The 18,895-nt window shown below is 67.4% G+C and carries 21 protein-coding genes and 2 pseudogenes; 9 read left to right on the plus strand and 14 right to left on the minus strand.

Annotated elements, in window-relative coordinates; genetic code table 11:
• Positions 1-27: 27 nt before the first annotated feature.
• Both TX79_RS11045 and TX79_RS11050 read right to left on the minus strand, forming a co-directional pair.
• On the minus strand, positions 28-423 hold the full coding sequence (locus tag TX79_RS11045) for an OsmC family protein (RefSeq protein ID WP_049927498.1): 396 nt from the start codon (positions 421-423) through the stop codon (positions 28-30).
• Between the two features lie 95 nt (positions 424-518).
• Complete coding sequence (locus tag TX79_RS11050; protein WP_049927499.1) at positions 519-1,220, minus strand: metal-dependent hydrolase; 702 nt, start codon at positions 1,218-1,220, stop codon at positions 519-521.
• 507 nt (positions 1,221-1,727) lie between these two features.
• Between TX79_RS11050 and TX79_RS11055 the strand changes: the two genes are divergently transcribed.
• Complete coding sequence (locus TX79_RS11055) at positions 1,728-1,991, plus strand: hypothetical protein (protein ID WP_049927500.1); 264 nt, start codon at positions 1,728-1,730, stop codon at positions 1,989-1,991.
• Between the two features lie 81 nt (positions 1,992-2,072).
• On the plus strand, positions 2,073-4,220 hold the full coding sequence (locus TX79_RS11060; protein WP_049927501.1) for a DHH family phosphoesterase: 2,148 nt from the start codon (positions 2,073-2,075) through the stop codon (positions 4,218-4,220).
• Positions 4,221-4,309: 89 nt separating this feature from the next.
• On the opposite strand, the gene mnhG is transcribed toward TX79_RS11060, so the two are convergent.
• The 7 genes from mnhG to mbhE all read right to left on the minus strand — a co-directional run bounded on the left by mnhG (position 4,310) and on the right by mbhE (position 10,511).
• On the minus strand, positions 4,310-4,672 hold the full coding sequence (mnhG, locus tag TX79_RS11065; protein ID WP_049927502.1) for a monovalent cation/H(+) antiporter subunit G: 363 nt from the start codon (positions 4,670-4,672) through the stop codon (positions 4,310-4,312).
• Positions 4,669-4,962, minus strand: coding sequence for a monovalent cation/H+ antiporter complex subunit F (locus TX79_RS11070; RefSeq protein ID WP_049927503.1), 294 nt, complete (start codon positions 4,960-4,962; stop codon positions 4,669-4,671). Before TX79_RS11070 ends, mnhG begins: the two co-directional genes overlap by 4 nt.
• Positions 4,955-5,578 carry a Na+/H+ antiporter subunit E gene (locus TX79_RS11075; protein WP_049927504.1) on the minus strand — a complete coding sequence of 208 codons (624 nt, stop codon included), beginning with the start codon at positions 5,576-5,578 and terminating at the stop codon, positions 4,955-4,957. Before TX79_RS11075 ends, TX79_RS11070 begins: the two co-directional genes overlap by 8 nt.
• A complete protein-coding gene (locus TX79_RS11080; protein WP_230198591.1) occupies positions 5,575-7,212 on the minus strand; it encodes a complex I subunit 5 family protein in 1,638 nt (545 codons plus the stop codon). The genes TX79_RS11075 and TX79_RS11080 overlap by 4 nt, the downstream gene beginning before the upstream one ends.
• Positions 7,213-7,274: 62 nt before the next feature.
• Entirely contained in the window at positions 7,275-7,628 is a 354-nt protein-coding gene (locus tag TX79_RS11085; protein WP_049927506.1) for a sodium:proton antiporter, read from the minus strand.
• Entirely contained in the window at positions 7,625-8,074 is a 450-nt protein-coding gene (locus tag TX79_RS11090; RefSeq protein ID WP_049928365.1) for an MnhB domain-containing protein, read from the minus strand. The genes TX79_RS11085 and TX79_RS11090 overlap by 4 nt, the downstream gene beginning before the upstream one ends.
• A gap of 70 nt (positions 8,075-8,144) precedes the next feature.
• The gene (mbhE, locus tag TX79_RS11095) at positions 8,145-10,511 is read right to left on the minus strand and encodes a hydrogen gas-evolving membrane-bound hydrogenase subunit E (protein WP_049927507.1); all 2,367 of its coding nucleotides are present in this window, start codon (positions 10,509-10,511) and stop codon (positions 8,145-8,147) included.
• 198 nt (positions 10,512-10,709) lie between these two features.
• On the opposite strand from mbhE, the gene TX79_RS11100 reads away from it, so the two are divergent.
• Positions 10,710-11,336, plus strand: a complete 627-nt coding sequence (locus TX79_RS11100) for a DUF411 domain-containing protein (protein WP_049927508.1) — start codon at positions 10,710-10,712, stop codon at positions 11,334-11,336.
• 41 nt (positions 11,337-11,377) lie between these two features.
• On the opposite strand, the gene TX79_RS11105 is transcribed toward TX79_RS11100, so the two are convergent.
• Complete coding sequence (locus TX79_RS11105; protein WP_049927509.1) at positions 11,378-11,842, minus strand: hypothetical protein; 465 nt, start codon at positions 11,840-11,842, stop codon at positions 11,378-11,380.
• A gap of 167 nt (positions 11,843-12,009) precedes the next feature.
• Here TX79_RS11105 and TX79_RS11110 point away from each other — a divergent pair.
• The 3 genes and pseudogenes from TX79_RS11110 to TX79_RS19315 form a co-directional block, all read left to right on the plus strand.
• Positions 12,010-13,416 (plus strand): annotated as a pseudogene (locus TX79_RS11110) (tRNA uridine(34) 5-carboxymethylaminomethyl modification radical SAM/GNAT enzyme Elp3); the annotation flags it as partial.
• A gap of 108 nt (positions 13,417-13,524) precedes the next feature.
• Positions 13,525-13,797 (plus strand): annotated as a pseudogene (locus tag TX79_RS20100) (GNAT family N-acetyltransferase); the annotation flags it as partial.
• Between the two features lie 121 nt (positions 13,798-13,918).
• A complete protein-coding gene (locus tag TX79_RS19315; protein ID WP_154660504.1) occupies positions 13,919-14,248 on the plus strand; it encodes a hypothetical protein in 330 nt (109 codons plus the stop codon).
• A 68-nt stretch (positions 14,249-14,316) separates the two neighbouring features.
• On the opposite strand, the gene TX79_RS11115 is transcribed toward TX79_RS19315, so the two are convergent.
• Together TX79_RS11115 and TX79_RS11120 are read right to left on the minus strand one after the other, a co-directional pair.
• A complete protein-coding gene (locus tag TX79_RS11115; RefSeq protein WP_049927511.1) occupies positions 14,317-14,538 on the minus strand; it encodes a hypothetical protein in 222 nt (73 codons plus the stop codon).
• Positions 14,539-14,617: 79 nt separating this feature from the next.
• A complete protein-coding gene (locus tag TX79_RS11120; RefSeq protein ID WP_049927512.1) occupies positions 14,618-15,283 on the minus strand; it encodes a lactate utilization protein in 666 nt (221 codons plus the stop codon).
• 249 nt (positions 15,284-15,532) lie between these two features.
• On the opposite strand from TX79_RS11120, the gene TX79_RS11125 reads away from it, so the two are divergent.
• On the plus strand, positions 15,533-15,766 hold the full coding sequence (locus TX79_RS11125) for a DUF2061 domain-containing protein (protein WP_049927513.1): 234 nt from the start codon (positions 15,533-15,535) through the stop codon (positions 15,764-15,766).
• A gap of 115 nt (positions 15,767-15,881) precedes the next feature.
• Here TX79_RS11125 and TX79_RS11130 read toward each other — a convergent pair whose 3' ends face one another.
• On the minus strand, positions 15,882-16,730 hold the full coding sequence (locus tag TX79_RS11130; protein ID WP_049928366.1) for a ZIP family metal transporter: 849 nt from the start codon (positions 16,728-16,730) through the stop codon (positions 15,882-15,884).
• Between the two features lie 163 nt (positions 16,731-16,893).
• A complete protein-coding gene (locus TX79_RS11135; protein WP_049927514.1) occupies positions 16,894-17,463 on the minus strand; it encodes a hypothetical protein in 570 nt (189 codons plus the stop codon).
• A 144-nt stretch (positions 17,464-17,607) separates the two neighbouring features.
• On the opposite strand from TX79_RS11135, the gene TX79_RS11140 reads away from it, so the two are divergent.
• Positions 17,608-17,982 carry a translation initiation factor IF-5A gene (locus TX79_RS11140; protein ID WP_049927515.1) on the plus strand — a complete coding sequence of 125 codons (375 nt, stop codon included), beginning with the start codon at positions 17,608-17,610 and terminating at the stop codon, positions 17,980-17,982.
• Positions 17,982-18,836 (plus strand): agmatinase, encoded by an 855-nt coding sequence (speB, locus tag TX79_RS11145; protein ID WP_049927516.1) that lies wholly within the window; start codon positions 17,982-17,984, stop codon positions 18,834-18,836. The genes TX79_RS11140 and speB overlap by 1 nt, the downstream gene beginning before the upstream one ends.
• Positions 18,837-18,895 lie beyond the last annotated feature (59 nt).

The following is an 18,895-nucleotide window of genomic DNA, read 5'->3' on the forward strand; positions in this document are numbered from 1 at the left end:
GTTTCCGGTCGTTCTTCGGGCCCTCGATCAGACCGCGTCGCCCTCGAGCGTCGTCTCCGCGTGGAGCTCCGGCTTCAGGGCGTCGTGGACCTTGCAGAGTTCGTTCGCGCGCTCGACGATCTCCGCGGCCGTCTCGTCGTCGACCTCGGCCTCGACGCGGACGTCGAAGGAGATGGACGCGAGTTTGTCGTCGTCGTTGAGTTCACCGGTCGTCTCGATCTCGACCGTGCCGAGGTCCTCGACGCCGCGCTGCTGGCCGCCGACCCGAAGGGCGGGGACGTAACAGGAGCCGTAGGCGGCGAGCAAGGTCTCGAGGGTGTCCGGCGATTCTTCGCCCTGGGCGTCGATCGTCTGCTCGAACTCGCGGATCTCGTTCGTGGCGCTGTACCCCTCCTCGGAGACGGTGGTGACTTCCTTCGCCATAGCAGTCGGGACGACGACAGCCGGCGGTGTAAACGTTGTTCTCGCGGCAGCGACGGTCACCGAAACCGAGGCGACGATCTGAAAAATCGGCGGCGTTACTCGAGTTCGAACGGCTCGTCGGCCTCGAGGACGTGGACGTCGGCGTCGGTCGCGCCGGCGAACTCCTCGGGATCCTGCTCGATCGGCGGGAAGGTGTCGTAGTGCTGCGGGAACGCGTGGTCAGCGCCGGTCCAGTCGACGGCGACGCCGGCCTGCTGGGGTCCCATCGTGAAGTGGTCGCCGATCGGGACGATGGCCGCGTCGGGCTGGAGGTAGTCGCCGATGACGTCGCGCATCTCGGACATCAGCGAGGTGTCGCCCGCGTTGTACAGCGTCGTCGCGTCGGCGTCGGTCGGTTCGCCGTCCGAGATCACGAAGCCCGCTGGCATGCCGCCACTCGCGTCGTTCTCGGTCATGATCCCGTTGGTGTGGTCGGCCCGGACCATCGTGACGGTCGCGTCGCCGGCCTCGACTGTCCCGCCGAGGTTCATCCCCATACCGCCGACGGCGTCTTCGAACCCGAACTCGTCCTCGCAGTAGGAGACCAGTTCCGGCGTGGCGACCAGCGTCGCGTCCGAGAACGCCCCCGCGTCGGCGATGTGGTCGGCGTGGCCGTGGGTCAGCAGGACGTAGTCCGGCGTGTCGACGTCCGACGGCTCGAGATCCGTCTTCGGGTTGTCGAAGAACGGATCGATCAACAGCTCGGTTCCCCCGACGGTGACGTGCCACGTCGAGTGGCCATGCCAGGTGAGTTCCATGGCATGCGAACCGTTGGGTGGTAGATACCTTAAATGTGGGTGAGAGCTCCCTCACGCCGTAACACTGGAGATTCACCGGGTTCGAGAACGGTGCCGTTCGTGAAGCCGTGGCTACCCACTCGTCCACCACGGACGTCGCTCCGATCCGCTGGTCCGTGGGATGGCCATCCGACCACCGAATCACTTTGTAACAAACCATTGATTTGGAATTTGTTCGTCCGCCCGTCGATCCTGCGTTTTCGAGGCCGATCTCGAGACGGATGACGGTTGGACGATCACCACCATTTATGTGTCCGGTTTGGCAATCGATTCCTGCCGCAGGCGGACTGACACACCACGCATGCGGTCGATCGCACTCCGCGATCGTACTGGTCGAGCGAACGGTACGACCGGCCCCCCGGTCGGTCCCTCCGGCCATCGCCTTCGGGGCCCACGGCAGAGGGTGCACCCTCGCAGCCCTCGCTTCGATGCCGTGGCGTTTTTTAGACGGGACGCGTAGGCCGGGCTATGCTCGCGCTGACGCTCGAGGAGTTCATGATGGAGTTGAACGAGGGATCGATCAAGAACGTCGGGCCGGCCAACAAGTCCGCGACTGTCAAACTGTTCGACGTCGAGTCGGCCGAAGCACGGGAGTTCGGCGACAAACGGCTCAAACTCGTCTTCGAGGACGACGACGGCAACGAGGTGCAGGTCTCGCTGTTCCCCGAGGACGTCCGCGACATCGTCGACCAGGTGGAGGCCCTCGAGGACGACTCGCCGGTCTTCGAGTGAGTTGCCCGAGTGATACGTTACTGCGGTGAGTCGATCGCATTTCGACAACCGTTTTAGGACGAACCTGCTTGAAGCGAGTAGATGGGTAACTGTATCATCTGCGGCACGCCCGTCGACGGCGAGATCTGCGAGAGCCACGAGGAAGACGCTGTCTTCGAATTCCGTGGCACTGCTCCCTCGCAGCTCACCCCCGGCCGATACTACCGGGGTACCGTCGACGGCTACGCCGACTTCGGCGTCTTCGTCGACGTCGGAGACCACGTGACCGGTCTGTTGCACAGAAGCGAACTGGATCAACGACTCGAGAGTCTCGACTGGGAGCCCGGCGACGACGTCTTCGTCCAGGTCCTGGACGTCCGGGACAACGGCAACGTCGATCTGGGCTGGTCGATCCGCCAGCGCGAACGCGAGTTCCGCGGCAAACTGATCGAGACGCCCGACGGCGAGGTCCGTCCCGAGGAGTTCGAGGACGAGACCGACGACGCCGAACCCGCCGTCGAGTCCGACGCCGAGGACGAACCGACGCCCGAGGAGCCGACTGTCGACGAGACCGCCCCGGCAGACGAGTCCGGGACCAGCGGCTCGGCCGAGGCCGTCGCCGCCGGCAGCGCCGCCGTCGCGACCGAATCGACAACGGCGACGGCGGGGACGGCGACCGACGACGCGGCCGACGCTACGCCCGAGTCGGAACCGGCGCTCAAGCGCACGACGATCGACGCGATCGATACACAGGTCGGCTCCGTCGTCCGCCTCGAGGGCGAGATCACCGGGATCCGACAGACCAGCGGCCCGACGGTGTTCGAACTCCGCGACGAGACCGGCACCGTCGAGTGTGCGGCCTTCGAGGAGGCCGGCGTCCGCGCCTACCCCGCGGTCGAGGTCGACGACGTCGTCGCCCTCGAGGGCGAGGTCGAACGCCACCACGGCGACCTCCAGATCGAGACCGAGTCCCTGGAGGTGCTCGAGGGCGAGGACCGCGAGTCGGTCCTCGACCGACTCGAGAGCGCCATCGAACAGCAGGCCCGCCCGACCGAGGTGTCGACCCTGGCCGAACACGGTGCGGTCACGTCGGTCGTCGGCCACCTCGCCGACGCGGCGACCGCGATTCGCCGCGCCGTCATGGAGGCGCGACCGGTCGTCGTCCGCCACGGCGCGACGGCCGACGGCTACGTCGCCGGCGCTGCCATCGAGCGGGCCGTCCTGCCGCTGATCCGCGAGAAGCACACCCGCGAGGATGCGGAGTACCACTACTTCGAGCGCCGACCGCTCGACAGCCGCGTCTACGGTATGGACGCCGCCACGGACGACGTCACCTCGATGCTCGAGGCCCGCGACCGCCACGGCGAACAGCTGCCGCTTGTCGTGCTCGTCGACGCCGGCTCGACCGAGGAGTCGATCGACGGCTACGAACTGCTCTCGCTGTACGGTGCCGAGGCCGTCGTCATCGACGACAGCCGCGCCGACGAGGCGGTCGCCGACGCGGTCTCGGTCGCCGTCGCACCGTCGCTCGAGGGGGCCGACGTCGCGGATCTCACCTCGACCGCGCTGGCCGCGAACGTCGCCGCCCACGTCAACGAGGACGTCCGCGACGACCTCCGGCACCTCCCGGCGGTCAGCTACTGGGAGAACACCCCCGAGGCCTACAGCGAACTGGCCACCGAGGCCGGCTACGACGAGACCGCGATCAGCGAGCGGCGCGAAGCCGTCGCGCTCGAGGCCTACTACCAGTCCTACAAGGACAAGCGCAAGCTGGTTGCGGACCTGCTGTTCGACGGCGAGGCCGCCGCGACCGACGACCAGCCCGGCAACCTCGCGGCCCACGTCTCCGAACAGTTCCGCGCGAAACTCGAGACCGAACTCGAGACGGCCCGGGAGAACAGCACGATCCAGGGTCGGGACGGCGTCTCGATCACCATCCTCGATACGGACGCCTTTACCCACCGCTACAACTTCCCGACGACGGTGTTGTTGCTCGACGAACTCCACCGACGCGAACGCGACCACGCCGACGATCCCTACGTGACGCTGGGCGTCGGCGACGACGATCTGCACGTCCGAACGACCGACGACGTCGACGTCCGGGAGATCGGCGACGCGATCGCCGAACGCGTCCCGGACGCCGGCGTTCGCGTGGTCGGCGGTGCCGACGGCCACGTCGAGTTCCTCCCCGGCCAGCGCGAGGCCGTCCGGGAGGCCGCGATCGACGCACTCGTCGACGCACTCGCGTAAGCTCCGTTCTCCTCCCCGCAGTCACCGCGCCTCGAGAGCGGCAGCGCTGTCGGTCGGCGCGGTACGCTCGACCCACGAGAGTGGGAGTGCTAGTCGTCGGACCGTTCGGCGTCGTCGTCCCGGTCCTCGATCAGCGCGGACTCGTCGGGCCAGGTGACGCTCCCGAGGAAGGGGACGCCGATCTTCTCGGCGGCGCGGGCGATCATGTGCGCGCCCGTCGGCACGGTCAGAAAGAGGAAGACCATCCCGATCAGCGCCGTCAACCCCTCGCTGCCCGGCCCGAAGTAGGCGAAGCCGGCGAGGAAGATCGCCGCCGTTCCCAGCGTCGTGGGCTTGCTCGTGGCGTGCATCCGGTTGTAGACGTTCGGGAGGCGGAGCATGCCGATCGTGCCGACCGTCAGGAAGAACACCCCGACGACGATCAGCGCGATCACGAGGGCGTCGCGGATCATTCGATCACCTCCCCCTCGGTGACGAACTTGGCGACCGCGACGGTCGCGATGAAGCCGATGATCGCGAGGACGAGGCTGACGGTGATGAACAGCCCGCGGTCGGTCTGGATGGCGAAGAGGACGGCGATGGCGACGACGTTGGTCGCGATGGCGTCGAGCGCCACCACCCGGTCGGGGTTCGTCGGCCCCCGGATCACCCGGTAGCTACAAAAGACACAGAGCGCACTGACGACGATCACCGCCGCAGCGACGACGGCGTCGAGGGTGACGAGCCCGACGAGGTCACTCATCGTCGACACCTCCGCTGTCGCCGTCCGTCCGGGTTTCGCTTTCCAACCGCTCCTCGTGGTCGCCGCCGGAGACGACGATCGGTCGCGGTTCGTCCGCCGGCGAGGCCTCCTCGTCGAACATCTCGAGGGCGTACCCCTCCCAGGTTCGGATCGGCTCGACGATGGCCTCCGGATCGCGGCCGTCGACCGCGTGGACGTACAGCGCGTTGGCCTCCTCGACGTAGTCGAGCGTGACCGTCCCGGGCGTGAGCGTGACGCTGTTGGCGATGGTCGTGATCGCGAGGTCGGTCTCGACCCGCAGCGGCACCAGGATGACTTCCGGTTCGATCGGCATCCCGGGCGCGAGCACCCGATACACCATGTCCACGTTGGCGCGGAGGACCTCCCAGACGAACGTCGCGAGGTACAGCGCCGCGTAGGGCAGCGCGCGGACGTCCCTGCGGACGTTGATGTACTTCGCGTAGAGTCGCCGGAAGAGGAACGCGGTCGGCAAGCCGACGACCAGCCCGAAGAGGAACTGCCCGAACAGCGCCGACGCCGTGAGTTCGACCCCGCGGACGAAGATCCACAGGACGGCGAAGACCACGCCGGCGATCGGCCAGGTGCGGGTCGTCACTGGCCATCACCTCCCGGCAGTTCGTCGGCGGGGGTCGGATCCACGGCGTCGACGTACGCCTCGGCGTCCAGCGCGGCCGACGCCGCCGCGTCGGCGAACTCGTAGACCGGCTGGAAGCCGACGCCGACCACGACGATGGCCGCCGCGAGCGCGACGACGACGCCAACCTGCACGTGATCGAGCGTCGCGTCCTCGACCGCGGGGGTCCGGGCACCCCAGAAGCTGTTGTTCCACGTTCGCGTCGCGTACGCGATGGTCAACAGCGACCCCACCAACAGGAGGGCGATCACCGCCCACGCCTGGGCTCGAGCCGCGGCGTCGAAGACGAGGAACTTGCCGAAAAAGCCCGACAGCGGCGGGATGCCGACGAGTGCGAGCGCGCCGACGAAGAAGGCACCCCCGAGCGCCGGCGAGCGGCCCGCCAGTCCCCCGAGGTCGGCCAGTCGGCTCGTTCCGGTCGCCGAACGGATCGTCCCGACCGCCAGGAACAACAGCCCCTTCGCCAGCGTGTGGTTGAGCGCGTAGACGAGCGCGGCGACGATCGCGAACTGGCGCACCGCGGGCGTCGTCGCCGCGATGGCCACCGGCAGCGCGATGAAGCCGACCTGGCCGATGCTCGAGTACGCGAGCACGCCCTCGATGGAGTCCCGACCCACGGCCCCGAGGCCGCCGACGACGATGCTCGCGGCGGCCATCACGAACAGCGCCGCGCCGACGTACGCGAGCGGGGAGTCGCCGGCGATCGCCAGCTCCGTCCCCGGTACGGCGAGTTCGACGGGCACCTCGGCGTCGGCGAAGACGGTAAAGGAGAGCCGGATGATCGCGTAGATGCCGACCTTCTTGGTCGCGCCGGCGAGCAAGGCGGCGATCTGGGGCGGCGCGGCCCGGTAGGCCGTCGGGATCCAGAACTGGAACGGGACGAGCCCGGCCTTGATCGCGAACACCGACAGCAGCATGGCGAAGAGGCCGACGACCGGTGCCGGCTCGAGGCCGTAGGCCGCCGGGTCGGCGAGTCGTTGCGAGAGGTCGGCCATGTTGAGCGTCCCGGTCGTCGCGTAGATGCCACCGACGCCCAGCAGGAAGACCGCGCTCGCGAGCAGGTTGAGCGCGACGTACCAGAAGGCGGCGCGGGTGTGCTGGGGGCCGCCGTAGTAGGCGACGAAGATGTAACTCGCCATCAACATCACCTCGAACCAGACGAAGAGGTTGAACAGGTCGCCGGTGAGGAACGCGCCGGTGACGCCAAGCGCCAGGAAGTGAAACAGCGGGAAGTAGTAGCTCCGTCGGTCGATCTCGGGCAGCACGCGCGTCGAGTAGACCAGCGACGCGATTCCCAAGATAGCGACCATCGTGAGCATGAACGCCGAGAGACCGTCGGCGACGAGCGTGATGCCGAACGGCGCGGGGAGGCCGCCGACCTGGTAGGTCGCGGCCCCCGGCGCGTCGGGCGCGAGCACGACGTACCAGTCGATGGCGGCGACGGCGACCGCGTAGGCCGCCCCGCCCGCGAGGCTCACGCCGATGCGGGCCCGCGGCCAGCGGCCGAGCAGGAGGCTCAGGACCGCCGCCACGAGGACCACGAGCATCGGCGCGATCACCAGTTGGGATTCGGTGCCGACCGCCGTTGCGGACAGCGGCGTCAGGGTCGCCTCGAGCGAACTCGTCAGCGTCGGAACGATCTGTTGCGTCGGAATCGTCATTCGCGATCACCCAGGTCGGAGACGTCGAGCGTGTCGTGTTCCTCGTAGACCCGATACGACAGCACGAGCGCGAAGGCGGTCATGCCGAAGCCGATGACGATGGCGGTAAGCACGAGCGCCTGCACGAGCGGATCGGCCGTCTCCGGCACGTGGTCGCCGTGGCCCGCGAGGACCGGCACGGCGTCGGCGGTACTCTCGGCGATTCCCGCCATCGACAACAGGTAGACGTTGGCCGCCTGGCTGATGATCGCCAGCCCCCAGACGACTCGGACCAGGTCCCGCCGGAGCAACAGGAAAGTCCCGAGGGCGAACAGCGCGCCGATCACCGCGGCGAGGACGACGGCCGTCATTCTGCACCCACCACCGAGAGGATCGTCAGTAGTCCCCCGACCACCACGCAGTAGACGCCGAGGTCGAACGCCAGCGCGCTGGCGATCTCGACGTGATGGTAGATCGGGACGCCCTCGAATTCCCAGTAGTCCTGGGTGAGGAAGGGCAGGTCGAACAGCAGTGGGACGAGGCCGCTGGCGACGGCGATCGCCAGGCCGTACTCGAAGACCCGCCGGTAGGCCGGGACGACGCGGTCTCTCGAGGGCTCCTTGCCCGGTTCGACGTCTCGGGCGAGGACGGCCCGCTCGAGGAAGTCGAGCCCGAACGCCAGGTAGATGATCGCGAACGCGGTCGTCGTCAGGACGCCGCCGATGAAGCCGCCGCCCGGGAGGTTGTGGCCCTCTACGAATAGCGAGATCGAGACCACCAGGATGATCGGGACGATCACGCGGGCGGTCGTCCGCATGATGACGCTGGTCGTCACCGCGGCTCACCTCCCGTTCGGGGGCGTGCTCGAGGTCGAATCGCGTCGACGATCACTCCTCGTCACCTCCGGAACGCATGACGATCAGAGTCAGGATCGAGATGGCGGCCATCGCGACCACCGCGAGTTCGCCGAGCGTATCGAAGCCCCGGAAGTCCACGAGGATCACGTTGACGATGTTCGTCCCGCCGCCCTCGGGAACGGCCATCCTGGCGTACTCGCTGGCGATCTCCGTAGGGCCGTCCGGTCGGGCGTCGGTCGAGGCCAGCACCGCCACGAAGACGGTCGCGCCCACGGTCAGCGAGACGGCGGCGTCGCGGGCGTACTTGCCGAGGCTGACCTCGTAGTACTCGGGAATTTCCTCGATCACCAGCAGGAAGATCAACAGGACGAGCGTCTCGACGACCAGCTGGGTCAGCGCCAGGTCGGGCGCGCTCGCGAGGATGTAGAAGATGGCGACCATGAATCCCAGAATCGAGAGCGTGAGCACGCCGGCGATGTGCGTCCGCGAGAGCGCGACCGCCAGGCCCGCGATCACGGCGACGAGCAGGACCAGCGCGACCGCCGGCGGCGCGTCGATCCCGAACAGTTCGTGAGGAACGATGGCCCGTGCCGCTGCGAACCCCGCGAGCGCAAGCGCTGCCGTGGCGAGCAACGTCCACGTCGCGTACGTCCGGAGCAACCCGTTGTGGACGCGCGCGCCGAACCAGGCACCGGCGCTCGTCAGGTTACCGACGACCGCGTCGTACCACCAGTTCGCCGCGAGCGGCGGTGCAGTTCGCGGAATCGCCCGGATCCCCCGATGGAGCCGATCGTAGACGGGGAACGCCAGCACCCCGACCCCGATCGTGACCGCGCTCATCGCCGCGGCGGGGGAAAGCGACGTCGGAACCCCGACGTGCATCTCGTGGGTCTCGAGGGCGGTCGCGTCGACGCCCGACTGGACGATGGCGTCGATCGCTACCTGGGGCCTGACGCTGACGACGAGGGCGAGCGCGGCGAGGACGGCCGGCGAGAGCACGAGCGTGGTCGCGGGCCGATGGACGTGACCGAGACCGTCCGGCCGGTCGCCGAAGAACAGCGAGAGGAACTTCAGCGAGTACAGCACGGTGAAGATGCTCCCGAAGACGGCGACGGCGGGGTAGAGCCACCCTAGCACGCCGATGTCGTGGTAGTGGCTCGCCTCGACGGCCGCCTCGAAGAGCAACTCTTTCGAGTAGAAGCCGTTGAACGGCGGAATGCCCGCCATGCTGAGCGCGACGACGACGGTGATCAACGCCGTGATCGGGAGGTCGCGGCGGAGGCCGCCGAGTTCGCGGACGTCTCTGGTGCCGGCCTCGTGGGCGACGATCCCGGCGACGAGAAACAGCGTCGCTTTGAATAGCGCGTGGTTCAGCAGGTGGAAGACGCCCGTCTCAGCGCCGTAGACGGACGTGAACCCGAATCCGGCGACCATCAGGCCGAGATGGCTGGCCGTCGAGTAGGCCAGCAGTTCCTTGATGTCCGTCGCGGCGACGGCCATGATCGCACAGACGGTCATCGTCGTCAGCCCCAGCGTCGCGAACAGGAACAGCCACTCCTCGCCGACGAGAATGGGGCGCACGCGGCCGATAAAGTAGACCCCGACCTTCACCATCGTCGCGGAGTGTAAGAACGCGGAGACGGGCGTCGGCGCGGCCATCGCGTTCGGTAACCAGAAGTGGAGGGGGACCTGCGCCGACTTCGTTCCCGCACCGATCGCGAACAGCGCGAGCACGGGAACGAACAGTCCCTGTTCCCGGAGTCCCGCAGCCATGGCGTCGGCGTTCTCGAGCATCGCGGCCAGATCGAAGGTGAAGGCGGCCTCGGTCGCGAGGACGTCGCCTGCGACCAGCGACAGGAGGAGCAGTCCGACCAGCAGGAAGAGGCCGCCGCCGACGGTGACGAACATCGCCATCCGGGCGGCGTACTGCGAGGAGTCGTCGGCCGTGTAGTGACCGATCAGGACGAACGAGCAGAGGCTGGTCAGTTCCCAGAAGAGGAAGATCGCGATCAGGTCCGCCGCCAGCGCGACGCCGACGATCGATCCCATGAACGCGAGCAGAGCGGCGTAGAAGCGCGGCAGGTTCGACTCGCCGTGCATGTACGCCGGCGAGTAGCAGAAGATGAGCGTCCCGATGCCACAGGCCAGCATCGCGAACAACAAGGCCCAGCCGTCGACGTAGAAGCGCAGCGCGATCTCGAGCGAGGGGATCCACGGGAGGTCGACGACGCCCTCGGCTCCGTACTGGGTGGCCAGCAGGAGGAAACTCGCGAGCGCGACCGCGGCCCCGGCGTAGCCGGTCCGCTCGCCGAGGAGCCGATACAGGATCGGCGTCGCCGCGGCGGCGAGGAACGGCAGGGCGACGGCAGCCAACACGACCGGCAACTCGGGCGGCATCTAGTTTCGATAAGCTTCCGAGACAGTGTACTTAAATCGTGGCCTTTCGGTTCCAGCTACGTGCCGCCGGCGGGGAGATAGAGCGGATTTCGGTCCGTCCCGGCGCGACTCGCCTCGCACCGGGTTCGCGGCACGGCGTCCTCGATCGCGGACGAACGGAAACGAGAGTATATGTCGCTCGAGCCGGTACGATCGACCATGGTGACGACGCGGCGACGACTGTGTTCCGCGGTCGGGGCGGCCGTCCTCGCGGGATTCGCGGGGTGTATCGGCGATTCGGGCGACGACTCCGAGACCGGGTCCGAAGCCGACCCCGACGACTCCGAGACCGGGTCCGAAGCCGACCCCGACGACTCCGAGACCGGGTCCGAAGCCGACCCCGACGACTCCGAGACCGGGTCCGAAGCCGACCCCGAAACCGACGCGGCGGGGTGGGCCTGGTCCGGCACGCTCCCCGTCGAAACCGTCGTCCAGCACTACGATCCCTCCTGTAGCTGCTGTTCGCGGTACGCCAGCTATCTCGAGGACCACGGGCTCGCGGTCGAACGCGAAGAGACCGACGACCGCGGCGCGGTCCTGAACGAACTCGGCGTCCCGGACGACGCCGCCAGCTGTCACACCGTCGAGGTCGGTTCGTACCTGGTAGAGGGCCACGTCCCGCTCGAGGCCGTCGAGGAGTTGCTCGCCGAGGAGCCGGACGTCGACGGGATCGCCGCCCCGGGCATGCCGCGCAACTCGCCGGGAATGGGGCCGCCGGGCGACGAACCGCTTTCGATCTACAGCTTCGACGAATCGGGCACGGTTTCGGAGTTCACGACCGTCTGAGGTCCGTCGGTTGCGTCCACGACGCCGCTGGTTCGCGAGCGTTACTCGTCGCGCTCGTCGGTTCGATCGTCGTCCGGGCCGACCGCGTTGCCCTCGGCTTCGGCGACGGCCGCGACCATGTTGCCGACCGTCTGCTCGAGTTCGGTCGTGACCGTTCCTGCCGCCAGTCGATCGAGGACGAACGACCAGAACGAGTCGAAGGTGTACCGCGTCGTCACGTCGACGGTCGCTTCGTCGCCGTCGTCGACGGTGATCGTCGTCTCCCGGTGGGCGAACATCTCGCCGCCGTCGACGAACGTGTACGCGTAGCCGCGCTCGAGTTCGTCGAACGCGATCCGCATCTCGGTGTCCTCGAAGGCGACGGTGAACTCCTCGCCGTGGCCCGTCGTCTCGTGGGAGCGGATCTCGTAGATCTCGGCGGCCTCGAGGATCCGCCGCGGCGACATGTACTCGAGGAGAGCCGAAGACGAGGGCTCGATCACGTACGAGGTCTCGATCTCTCGCATCGGTTTCCGTTTCGATCCAGCGAGTGAAAACCACACGCGTTCGTCCGCGTGTCGCTCTGGACGAAACGAACGTCGATCCAACGGGAGCCAGGACGACCGGAATCCGCGTCGGCCCGGCAGAGCGATGTCCGACACGCTTATTCGCGACCGGCGACCAGTCCCGTGTAGTGAGTACCGAGACGCCCGATTCCGACGCGGACCCGACGGAGACCGAGGCGTTCCAGCAGGTCTGTGAGACGCTCGTCGAGCGGATCCTCGCGGGCGAGATCGACCGCGACGAGGTCGAGAAGGCCAAACTCGAGGCCTGCTCGGAGCACTCGGCCCCGAAGGTACCCAAGAACTCCGAACTGCTGGACTACGCACCCCAGGAGCACCGCGAGGACTTGGAGGCGGTGCTCCAGCGCAAACCCGTCCGCACCGCATCGGGCGTCTCGCCGGTCGCGATCATGACCTCGCCCGAGCGGTGTCCCCACGGGAAGTGTCTGTACTGTCCCGGCGGTCCCGACTCCGAGTTCTCCTCCTCGCAGAGCTACACGGGCGAGGAGCCGGCGGCGGCCCGCGGGGTCCAGAACGATTACGATCCGTACGGGCAGGTCACGCTCCGGCTGGAGCAACTCCGGGAGATCGGCCACCCCGTCGACAAGGTCGAACTCATCCTGATGGGCGGCACGATGACCGCCCGCTCGCACGACTACCAGGAGTGGTTCGTCAAGCGCGCGCTCGAGGCGATGAACGACTACGACGTCGAGAAGGAGCCCGAACCGGCCGAGGGCGAGAGCTTCGCGCAGGACCCCGAGGAGTACGAGTTCCGGTATCTGGAGGACGTGATCGCCGAGAACGAGACCGCGGACGTCCGCAACATCGGGACGACCTTCGAGACCAAACCCGACTGGTGCGACCCCGAGCAGATAGATCGCATGCTCGATCTGGGTGGGACGAAGGTCGAGGTCGGCGTCCAGACGACCTACGAGCGGATCAACCGCGAGATGCACCGCGGCCACGGCGTCCAGGAGTCGATGGACGCCAACCGCCGCCTGCGTGACTCGGCGTTCAAGGTCGGCTTCCACATGATGCCCGGCCAGCCCGGAATGTCCAAGGAGATGTGCCTCGAGGACTTCCGGCGCATCTTCGAAGAGGAGGAGTGGAAGCCCGATTATTTGAAAATCTACCCGATGCTGATCGTCCGGGACACGGCGACCTACGACTGGTGGCACCGGGGCGAGTTCGAGCCGCTGGGCAACGAGGAGGCCGCCGAGCTGATCGCCGAGATCAAGGACATGATCCCCCGGTACACGCGCCTGCAGCGCGTCCAGCGGGACATCCCCGCCGACTTCATCGACGCCGGCGTCTGGAAATCCAACCTCCGGCAACTCGCCCGCCAGCGCATGGAGGAACACGGCTGGTCTTGCGACTGCATCCGCTGTCGCGAGGTCGGGATGAACGACGAGGAGCCCGAGAGCGTCGACCTCGACGTGATGACCTACGACGCCTGCGGCGGCACGGAACACTTCATCTCGTTCGAGGACTTCGACAAGGACCTTCTGGTCGGATTCTGCCGACTGCGGTTCCCGAGCGGTGAGCCGAGCGGAGTCGATCGAAAGCCGGGAAGCGGCTTTCGTGATGACGAGAGAGCTTCGCTCTCTCGAACCACGAGGCGATCCTCGTCGGACCCGTCCAACGTAGATCCCGTTCGGCCGGAACTCGAGAACGCCGCCCTGGTGCGCGAACTCCACGTCTACGGCTCCGAGGTCGCGATGGGCGACGAGGGCGAAGACGAGACGGGCCAACACCAGCACCAGGGCTACGGTCGCCGACTGATGGAGCGAGCCGAGGAACTCGCTGCCGACGCCGGCTACGACAAGGTCAGCGTCATCTCCGGCATCGGTGCCCGCGAGTACTACCGCGAGAAACTCGGCTACCACCAGGACGGGCCGTACGTGAGCAAGCGGCTCTGACGGCCGGTAAGCGACTTTTCGGAGTCCGAGGGCGGGAGTCGCCGACCGCGAGATGGTGGCAGGTAAAACAGCTCTTGTAGTTCACTCAGGGGTTTTCCTATTCCGGTCCGATCGTTCCCGTATGTCCGCTCATCGATTCGGTATTCGTCCCCCGGAACGCCGGGACGCCGGCTTCGCCGGTTCCTGGCTCCTCGCGCTCGTCCTGCTCGTTCCAGTGCAGGTCGTTTCGCTGGTCAGCTTCGACGAGTCCGGCCTCGATACGCACGTTCCCGACCTCGTCTTCATGGCAGTCGTCCCCGCAGTAGTACTCGCTGGCGTTCCAACCCTGGTCGCAGCACGGATCTATAGCCGTCGAACTGCCTTTGCAGTCGCCGTCGTCTCCCTCGTCGTCTTTACCCCTCTCGCTGCAGTTACGATGGGGTTCTATCGGTTGTGTGGGCCGGGCTGCTGACGAACGTTACCCGACGCCCGGTCGTCAGACGGTTCTTGCGACCGACCGCGTCTCCCGCAGAACGCTCGCTAACAGCGTTCGCCCCAGTCCCGCCAGTCGAGGTCGTCGTGCAGTCGCACCTCCACCTCGAGGCTACAGTCCGGACAGTAGAACGCGACCGAACGGCGGCCGGGTTCGAACTCCTCCCACTCGTCGTGGGCCTCACAGCCGACGCGGAGCCCGCGCTCCTCGCCCTCGAGGTCCTCGATCCGGTACGGTCCCACCGTCCCGAGCGCGTCGGTACCGGTCATGTCGTCGGGTACGACGTCGGGTGCCGTAACTCCTCGCCCGACTGTGGACCGTTGGTGGCGACCCCGATCCCCGAACGGCTCAAAAGCCCAGGTCCTCGTCGATCAACACGAGTTGCGTCCGATCGTCGACCCGCTCGTACTCGAGCGAGACGAGTTTGCCGACGACGCTGCCCTGTCCGTACACCTCCTGTGCGCGGGCGTCCTCGAGCGGGAGGGCGTACTCGCGGACGCGCTCGACGGCCGCCTCCCAATCGGCTTCGATCTTGTTCGTCCCCGCGACGAGGACGAGCGAGTCGGCACCGAAAGGCCACGCGCCGACGGCATTACCCAGTGCGTTCGCTCCCAGAATCTCGCCGCTCTCGGCGATGGCGTTGACGCCGTCGAAGAAGACGTCGGCGGTGGTGGCCTCGCGCCGTCGATCGAACCGCTCGGCGTCGTCGTCGATCTCCTCGAGCGCGTTCCCCACGTAGTCGAAGCCCTCGGCGGCGGCGAGGTGGTCGGTGAAGCCGATCTCCTCGAGCGTCGTCGAGTGGCCGTCCATCACTTCCGCACCCTCGGGAATCCGGTCGGCGAGGTGGTCGTGAGCCGCGTCCCCGTCGTCGAAGACGTGGACGTCGATGTTCCGCTCTTCGACGTTGGAGACGACCGTCTCGAGCGTCTCCTCATCGGGTCGGTCGTCGAACCGTTCGGGGTCGACCTCGAGGTCGTCGACGAAGTCCGCTTTCGTGTAGTAGTCGGGAGCCATCCGTCGAGCGATAGTACGTCGTCGGCCAGGGTCAATGACGGGCCTGAATACTCCTGAATGCTTACGGGTAGTGACAGGGTCCCACGATCCGGCTCCACCGTGAGACGAACTACTGGCCCCAATACCGGCGTGTGGGCGTTATCCACCGCAATGGATCGAACCAGCGTGAAGAAACCAGTATTGGTTTCTATCCGGCAATAGTGTGTCCTTTATCAGTTACTAACGGAACTCCCCCCGAAACGGAACGATATGGGTCACGGCGTGATTTCTCGGTCTACCCTCCAGGCTCGAAAGCGGGCTATCGTCAAAACCCTCTGTTATCGGCTGTTTATGCTGCTGATTACAGTGACTGTCGCGTGGGTGGTCACCGGAGACGTAGGTGACGCGCTCAATATCGGTCTCGTCACGAACCTGTTGAAAACGGGAACCTACTACGTGTACGAACGAACGTGGGACCACATCACCTGGGGTGTGACAGCCTGACGGGTGAGGGGCCACACCTCGCCGTCCACCAGCGCGAGTGAAATCCCTCTGTTGACACGCGAATCCTCGCTCGAGACACGGGCTATCGAACGACCAAGCGTTGCCCGCACGGCCATCACACCGCGAGCACCGTATCCACGACCAGCATCAGCGCGAATCCGGCGACGAACGCCGCAGTCGAGGTGTCGGCGTAGCCGTGACCGTGGCTCGAGGGAACGAGTTCCCGGAAAACGACGGCGATCATCGCGCCCGCGGCGAAGCCGGCGGCGAACGGGAAGAGGCCGGCGACGACGGCGACGGCCCCGAACCCGACTCCGGCGGCGATCGGTTCGGGAACGGCACCCGACAGCGTCGTATACAACAGCGTCCGCGGCCCGGAGACCCCCGCGCGGACGGCGGGGACGGCCATCGCGAAGCCGTCGGGGACGTTCTGGACGGCGATGGCCGTCGCGATGGCGAACCCGAGGGCCGTCTCCCCACTGGCGAAGGCGATGCCGACCGCCAGTCCTTCGGGGACGTTGTGGATTGTGACCGTCGCGCCGACCAGCGCGGCCCGCCGGAGGTCGTCCCCGACGGGGTCGGACGGGTTCGGATCGTCGCTTTTCGTGCGCTCGAGGCGCCCGGCGAGCGTCGGCAGGTCACCCGCGGGATCGCGCACCCGGGTCCCCTCGACCTGTTCACCCCGAAACAGCAGGTGGACGTGCGGAAAGAGCGCGTTGGCCCCGAGCAGGAAGCCGCCGCCGACGACGATGCCGCCGACGACCTCGAACGGCGACCCCAGTTCGAGGCCCGGAAGCACGAGCGCGAACACGGCCGCGCCGACCATGATCCCCGCGGCCAGGCCCAGCGACCCGTCGTAGACGCGATGGCTCACGCGGTTCGTCACTAGCAGCGGCACCGCTCCGATTCCGGTGGCCGCACCGGCCGCCAGCGCAACCAACAGGACCGTCTCGATCGTCGTCACGAGCGGCACTACGGCCGGCCGAGGGAAAAAGTTCGTCAACCTTGACCGTTCGACCGGTGGTCCGGAGGAGGGTTGCCACGTCGATCGGAGTCGGCACGTCGAAGGCGCTCGAGCCGACTCAGTGCCCGTCAGGGTCCTGCAGGACGCCCGTGAAATCCCGACGTCACGCGTCCCGACAGGGTTCCCACAGCGACGGCGGCCCCGTCGTGGCGTCGCCCCGCTTGAGGTCCCTCCGGAGGTCGTACGCCCGGTACCCGTCGTCGTCGACGAGGCGGTCCGCGAACTCCGGCGGGACCGTCACTCGTCGACACTCGCCCGACACGAGCAGGCCGTCCGGACCGAACGTGAACTCCACGTCGTAGTATCGAACGCCAGCGTCGCGCTCGCGGAGCGTGGGATGGATCGCAGCGAGGACGTCTGCGACGTACTCGAGCGCGAACTCCGTCCCCGGCGCGTCGACCGTCTCGAGGTCCACCCTGACGACCGGCGCGTAGACGGGACTCGACGTCTCGCCATCGTCGACGCGCTCTACGACGGCGAGACGACGGACGGTCGGGGCCGTCTCGAGGTGCGACCCTCTGCCGGGCGGCAGTGCCGCGGCGAGTCGCTCGTCGAGGGTGGACCGGAGGGCGCGGTCCTCGCCGGGGCGGTTACGGACCCGACGGCGATGGACGAGGACCGCGACGAGGGCGACCACGGCGAGGAGTCCGACCGCGACGAGTGTGACGCGCATCCGGCGGTGGTTGCCGGGCCACGACGATTGAAGTTTTCCCCGTGCTCGGAGACCGGGATCCGGCGCGTGTGACGTGTTAGCTGGGCGGAATCGAAGACGAGCGATTCCAAACGGTTTATGGCCGTCGGTTGATTACCCCGGGACATGGCGAAACAGCAGACCGAAGTTCGCGACCTCCAGGAAGGCAGCTACGTAATGATCGACGACGCCGCGTGCAAGATCAACTCCTACTCGACGGCGAAGCCCGGGAAACACGGCAGCGCCAAGGCCCGCATCGAGGCCGAGGGCGTCTTCGACGGCAAGAAGCGATCGCTCTCCCAGCCGGTCGACGCGAAGATATGGGTGCCGATCATCGACCGGAAACAGGGACAGGTCGTCTCGGTCGACGGCGACGACATGCAGGTCATGGACTTAGAGACCTACGAGACGATCACGATGCGCGTCCCCGAGGACGCCGACGTCTCGCCCGACGACGAGATCGAGTACCTCGAGCTCGAGGACCAGCGCAAGATCGTCTGATGTTTCCCGGGGCGACCGACTACCGGACGAACGGGTCCGACGCCGGCCACGCGGCCGATTCGGAGGACGCGAACTTCGTGGTCGTCGGTGCGCCCCTGGACGCCTCGACGACCTTTCAGCCGGGGACCCGCTTCGGTCCCCGACGGATCAGGACGTTTGCGGAACCGTTCGACGACTACGATCGTCGAACGGGGCTTCACTTTTCGGAACTGGGCGTCGCCGACCACGGTGACGTCCGCGCGTGGGACGACGTGGCCGACTACCTCGAGTGGCTCGAGGGCACCCTGCGCGACGTCGTCCGTGACGATGCCGTCCCCCTCCTGCTGGGCGGTGAACACACCGTCTCGCTGGCGGGCGTCCGCGCCGTCGACCCCGACGTCGTGGTCTGTCTGGACGCCCACCTCGACCTGTACGACGCCTACGACGGCAACGAACTCTCCCACGCCGCCGTCACCAGACGGATCCTCGAGGTCGAGGGCGTCGAGGAGGCCGTCCTCCTCGGGGTCCGGACGGGCAGCGAGGCCGAGTGGGAACGAGCAGCGGCCGACGACGTGACCGTCGTCCCACCCGAGGACGTGCGCGACTGGTCGCTCCCCGACGACCTCGCCGCCCGGAACTGTTACCTGACCGTCGATATCGACGCCGCGGACCCTGCCTACGCCCCTGGAACCGGGACGACGGAACCGTTCGGCCTCGAGCCACGCGAACTGCGGGACGTGGTCCGACAGGTCGCCTCCCACGCCAACGGGTTCGACGTGGTCGAGGTCAACGACCGGGACGACGGGCAGGCGGCCGCCCTCGCCGGAAAACTCCTGCGCGAGTTCGTCTTCGAACACGCCAGCGTCTCGTTCTGACGGCCCCCGTGCCGTCACCGGGGAATCCACCCTGTGACAGAACCTAGTCCAACGAGGGT

This window comes from Halopiger goleimassiliensis (assembly GCF_000455345.1).
GTDB lineage: Archaea > Halobacteriota > Halobacteria > Halobacteriales > Natrialbaceae > Halopiger_A > Halopiger_A goleimassiliensis.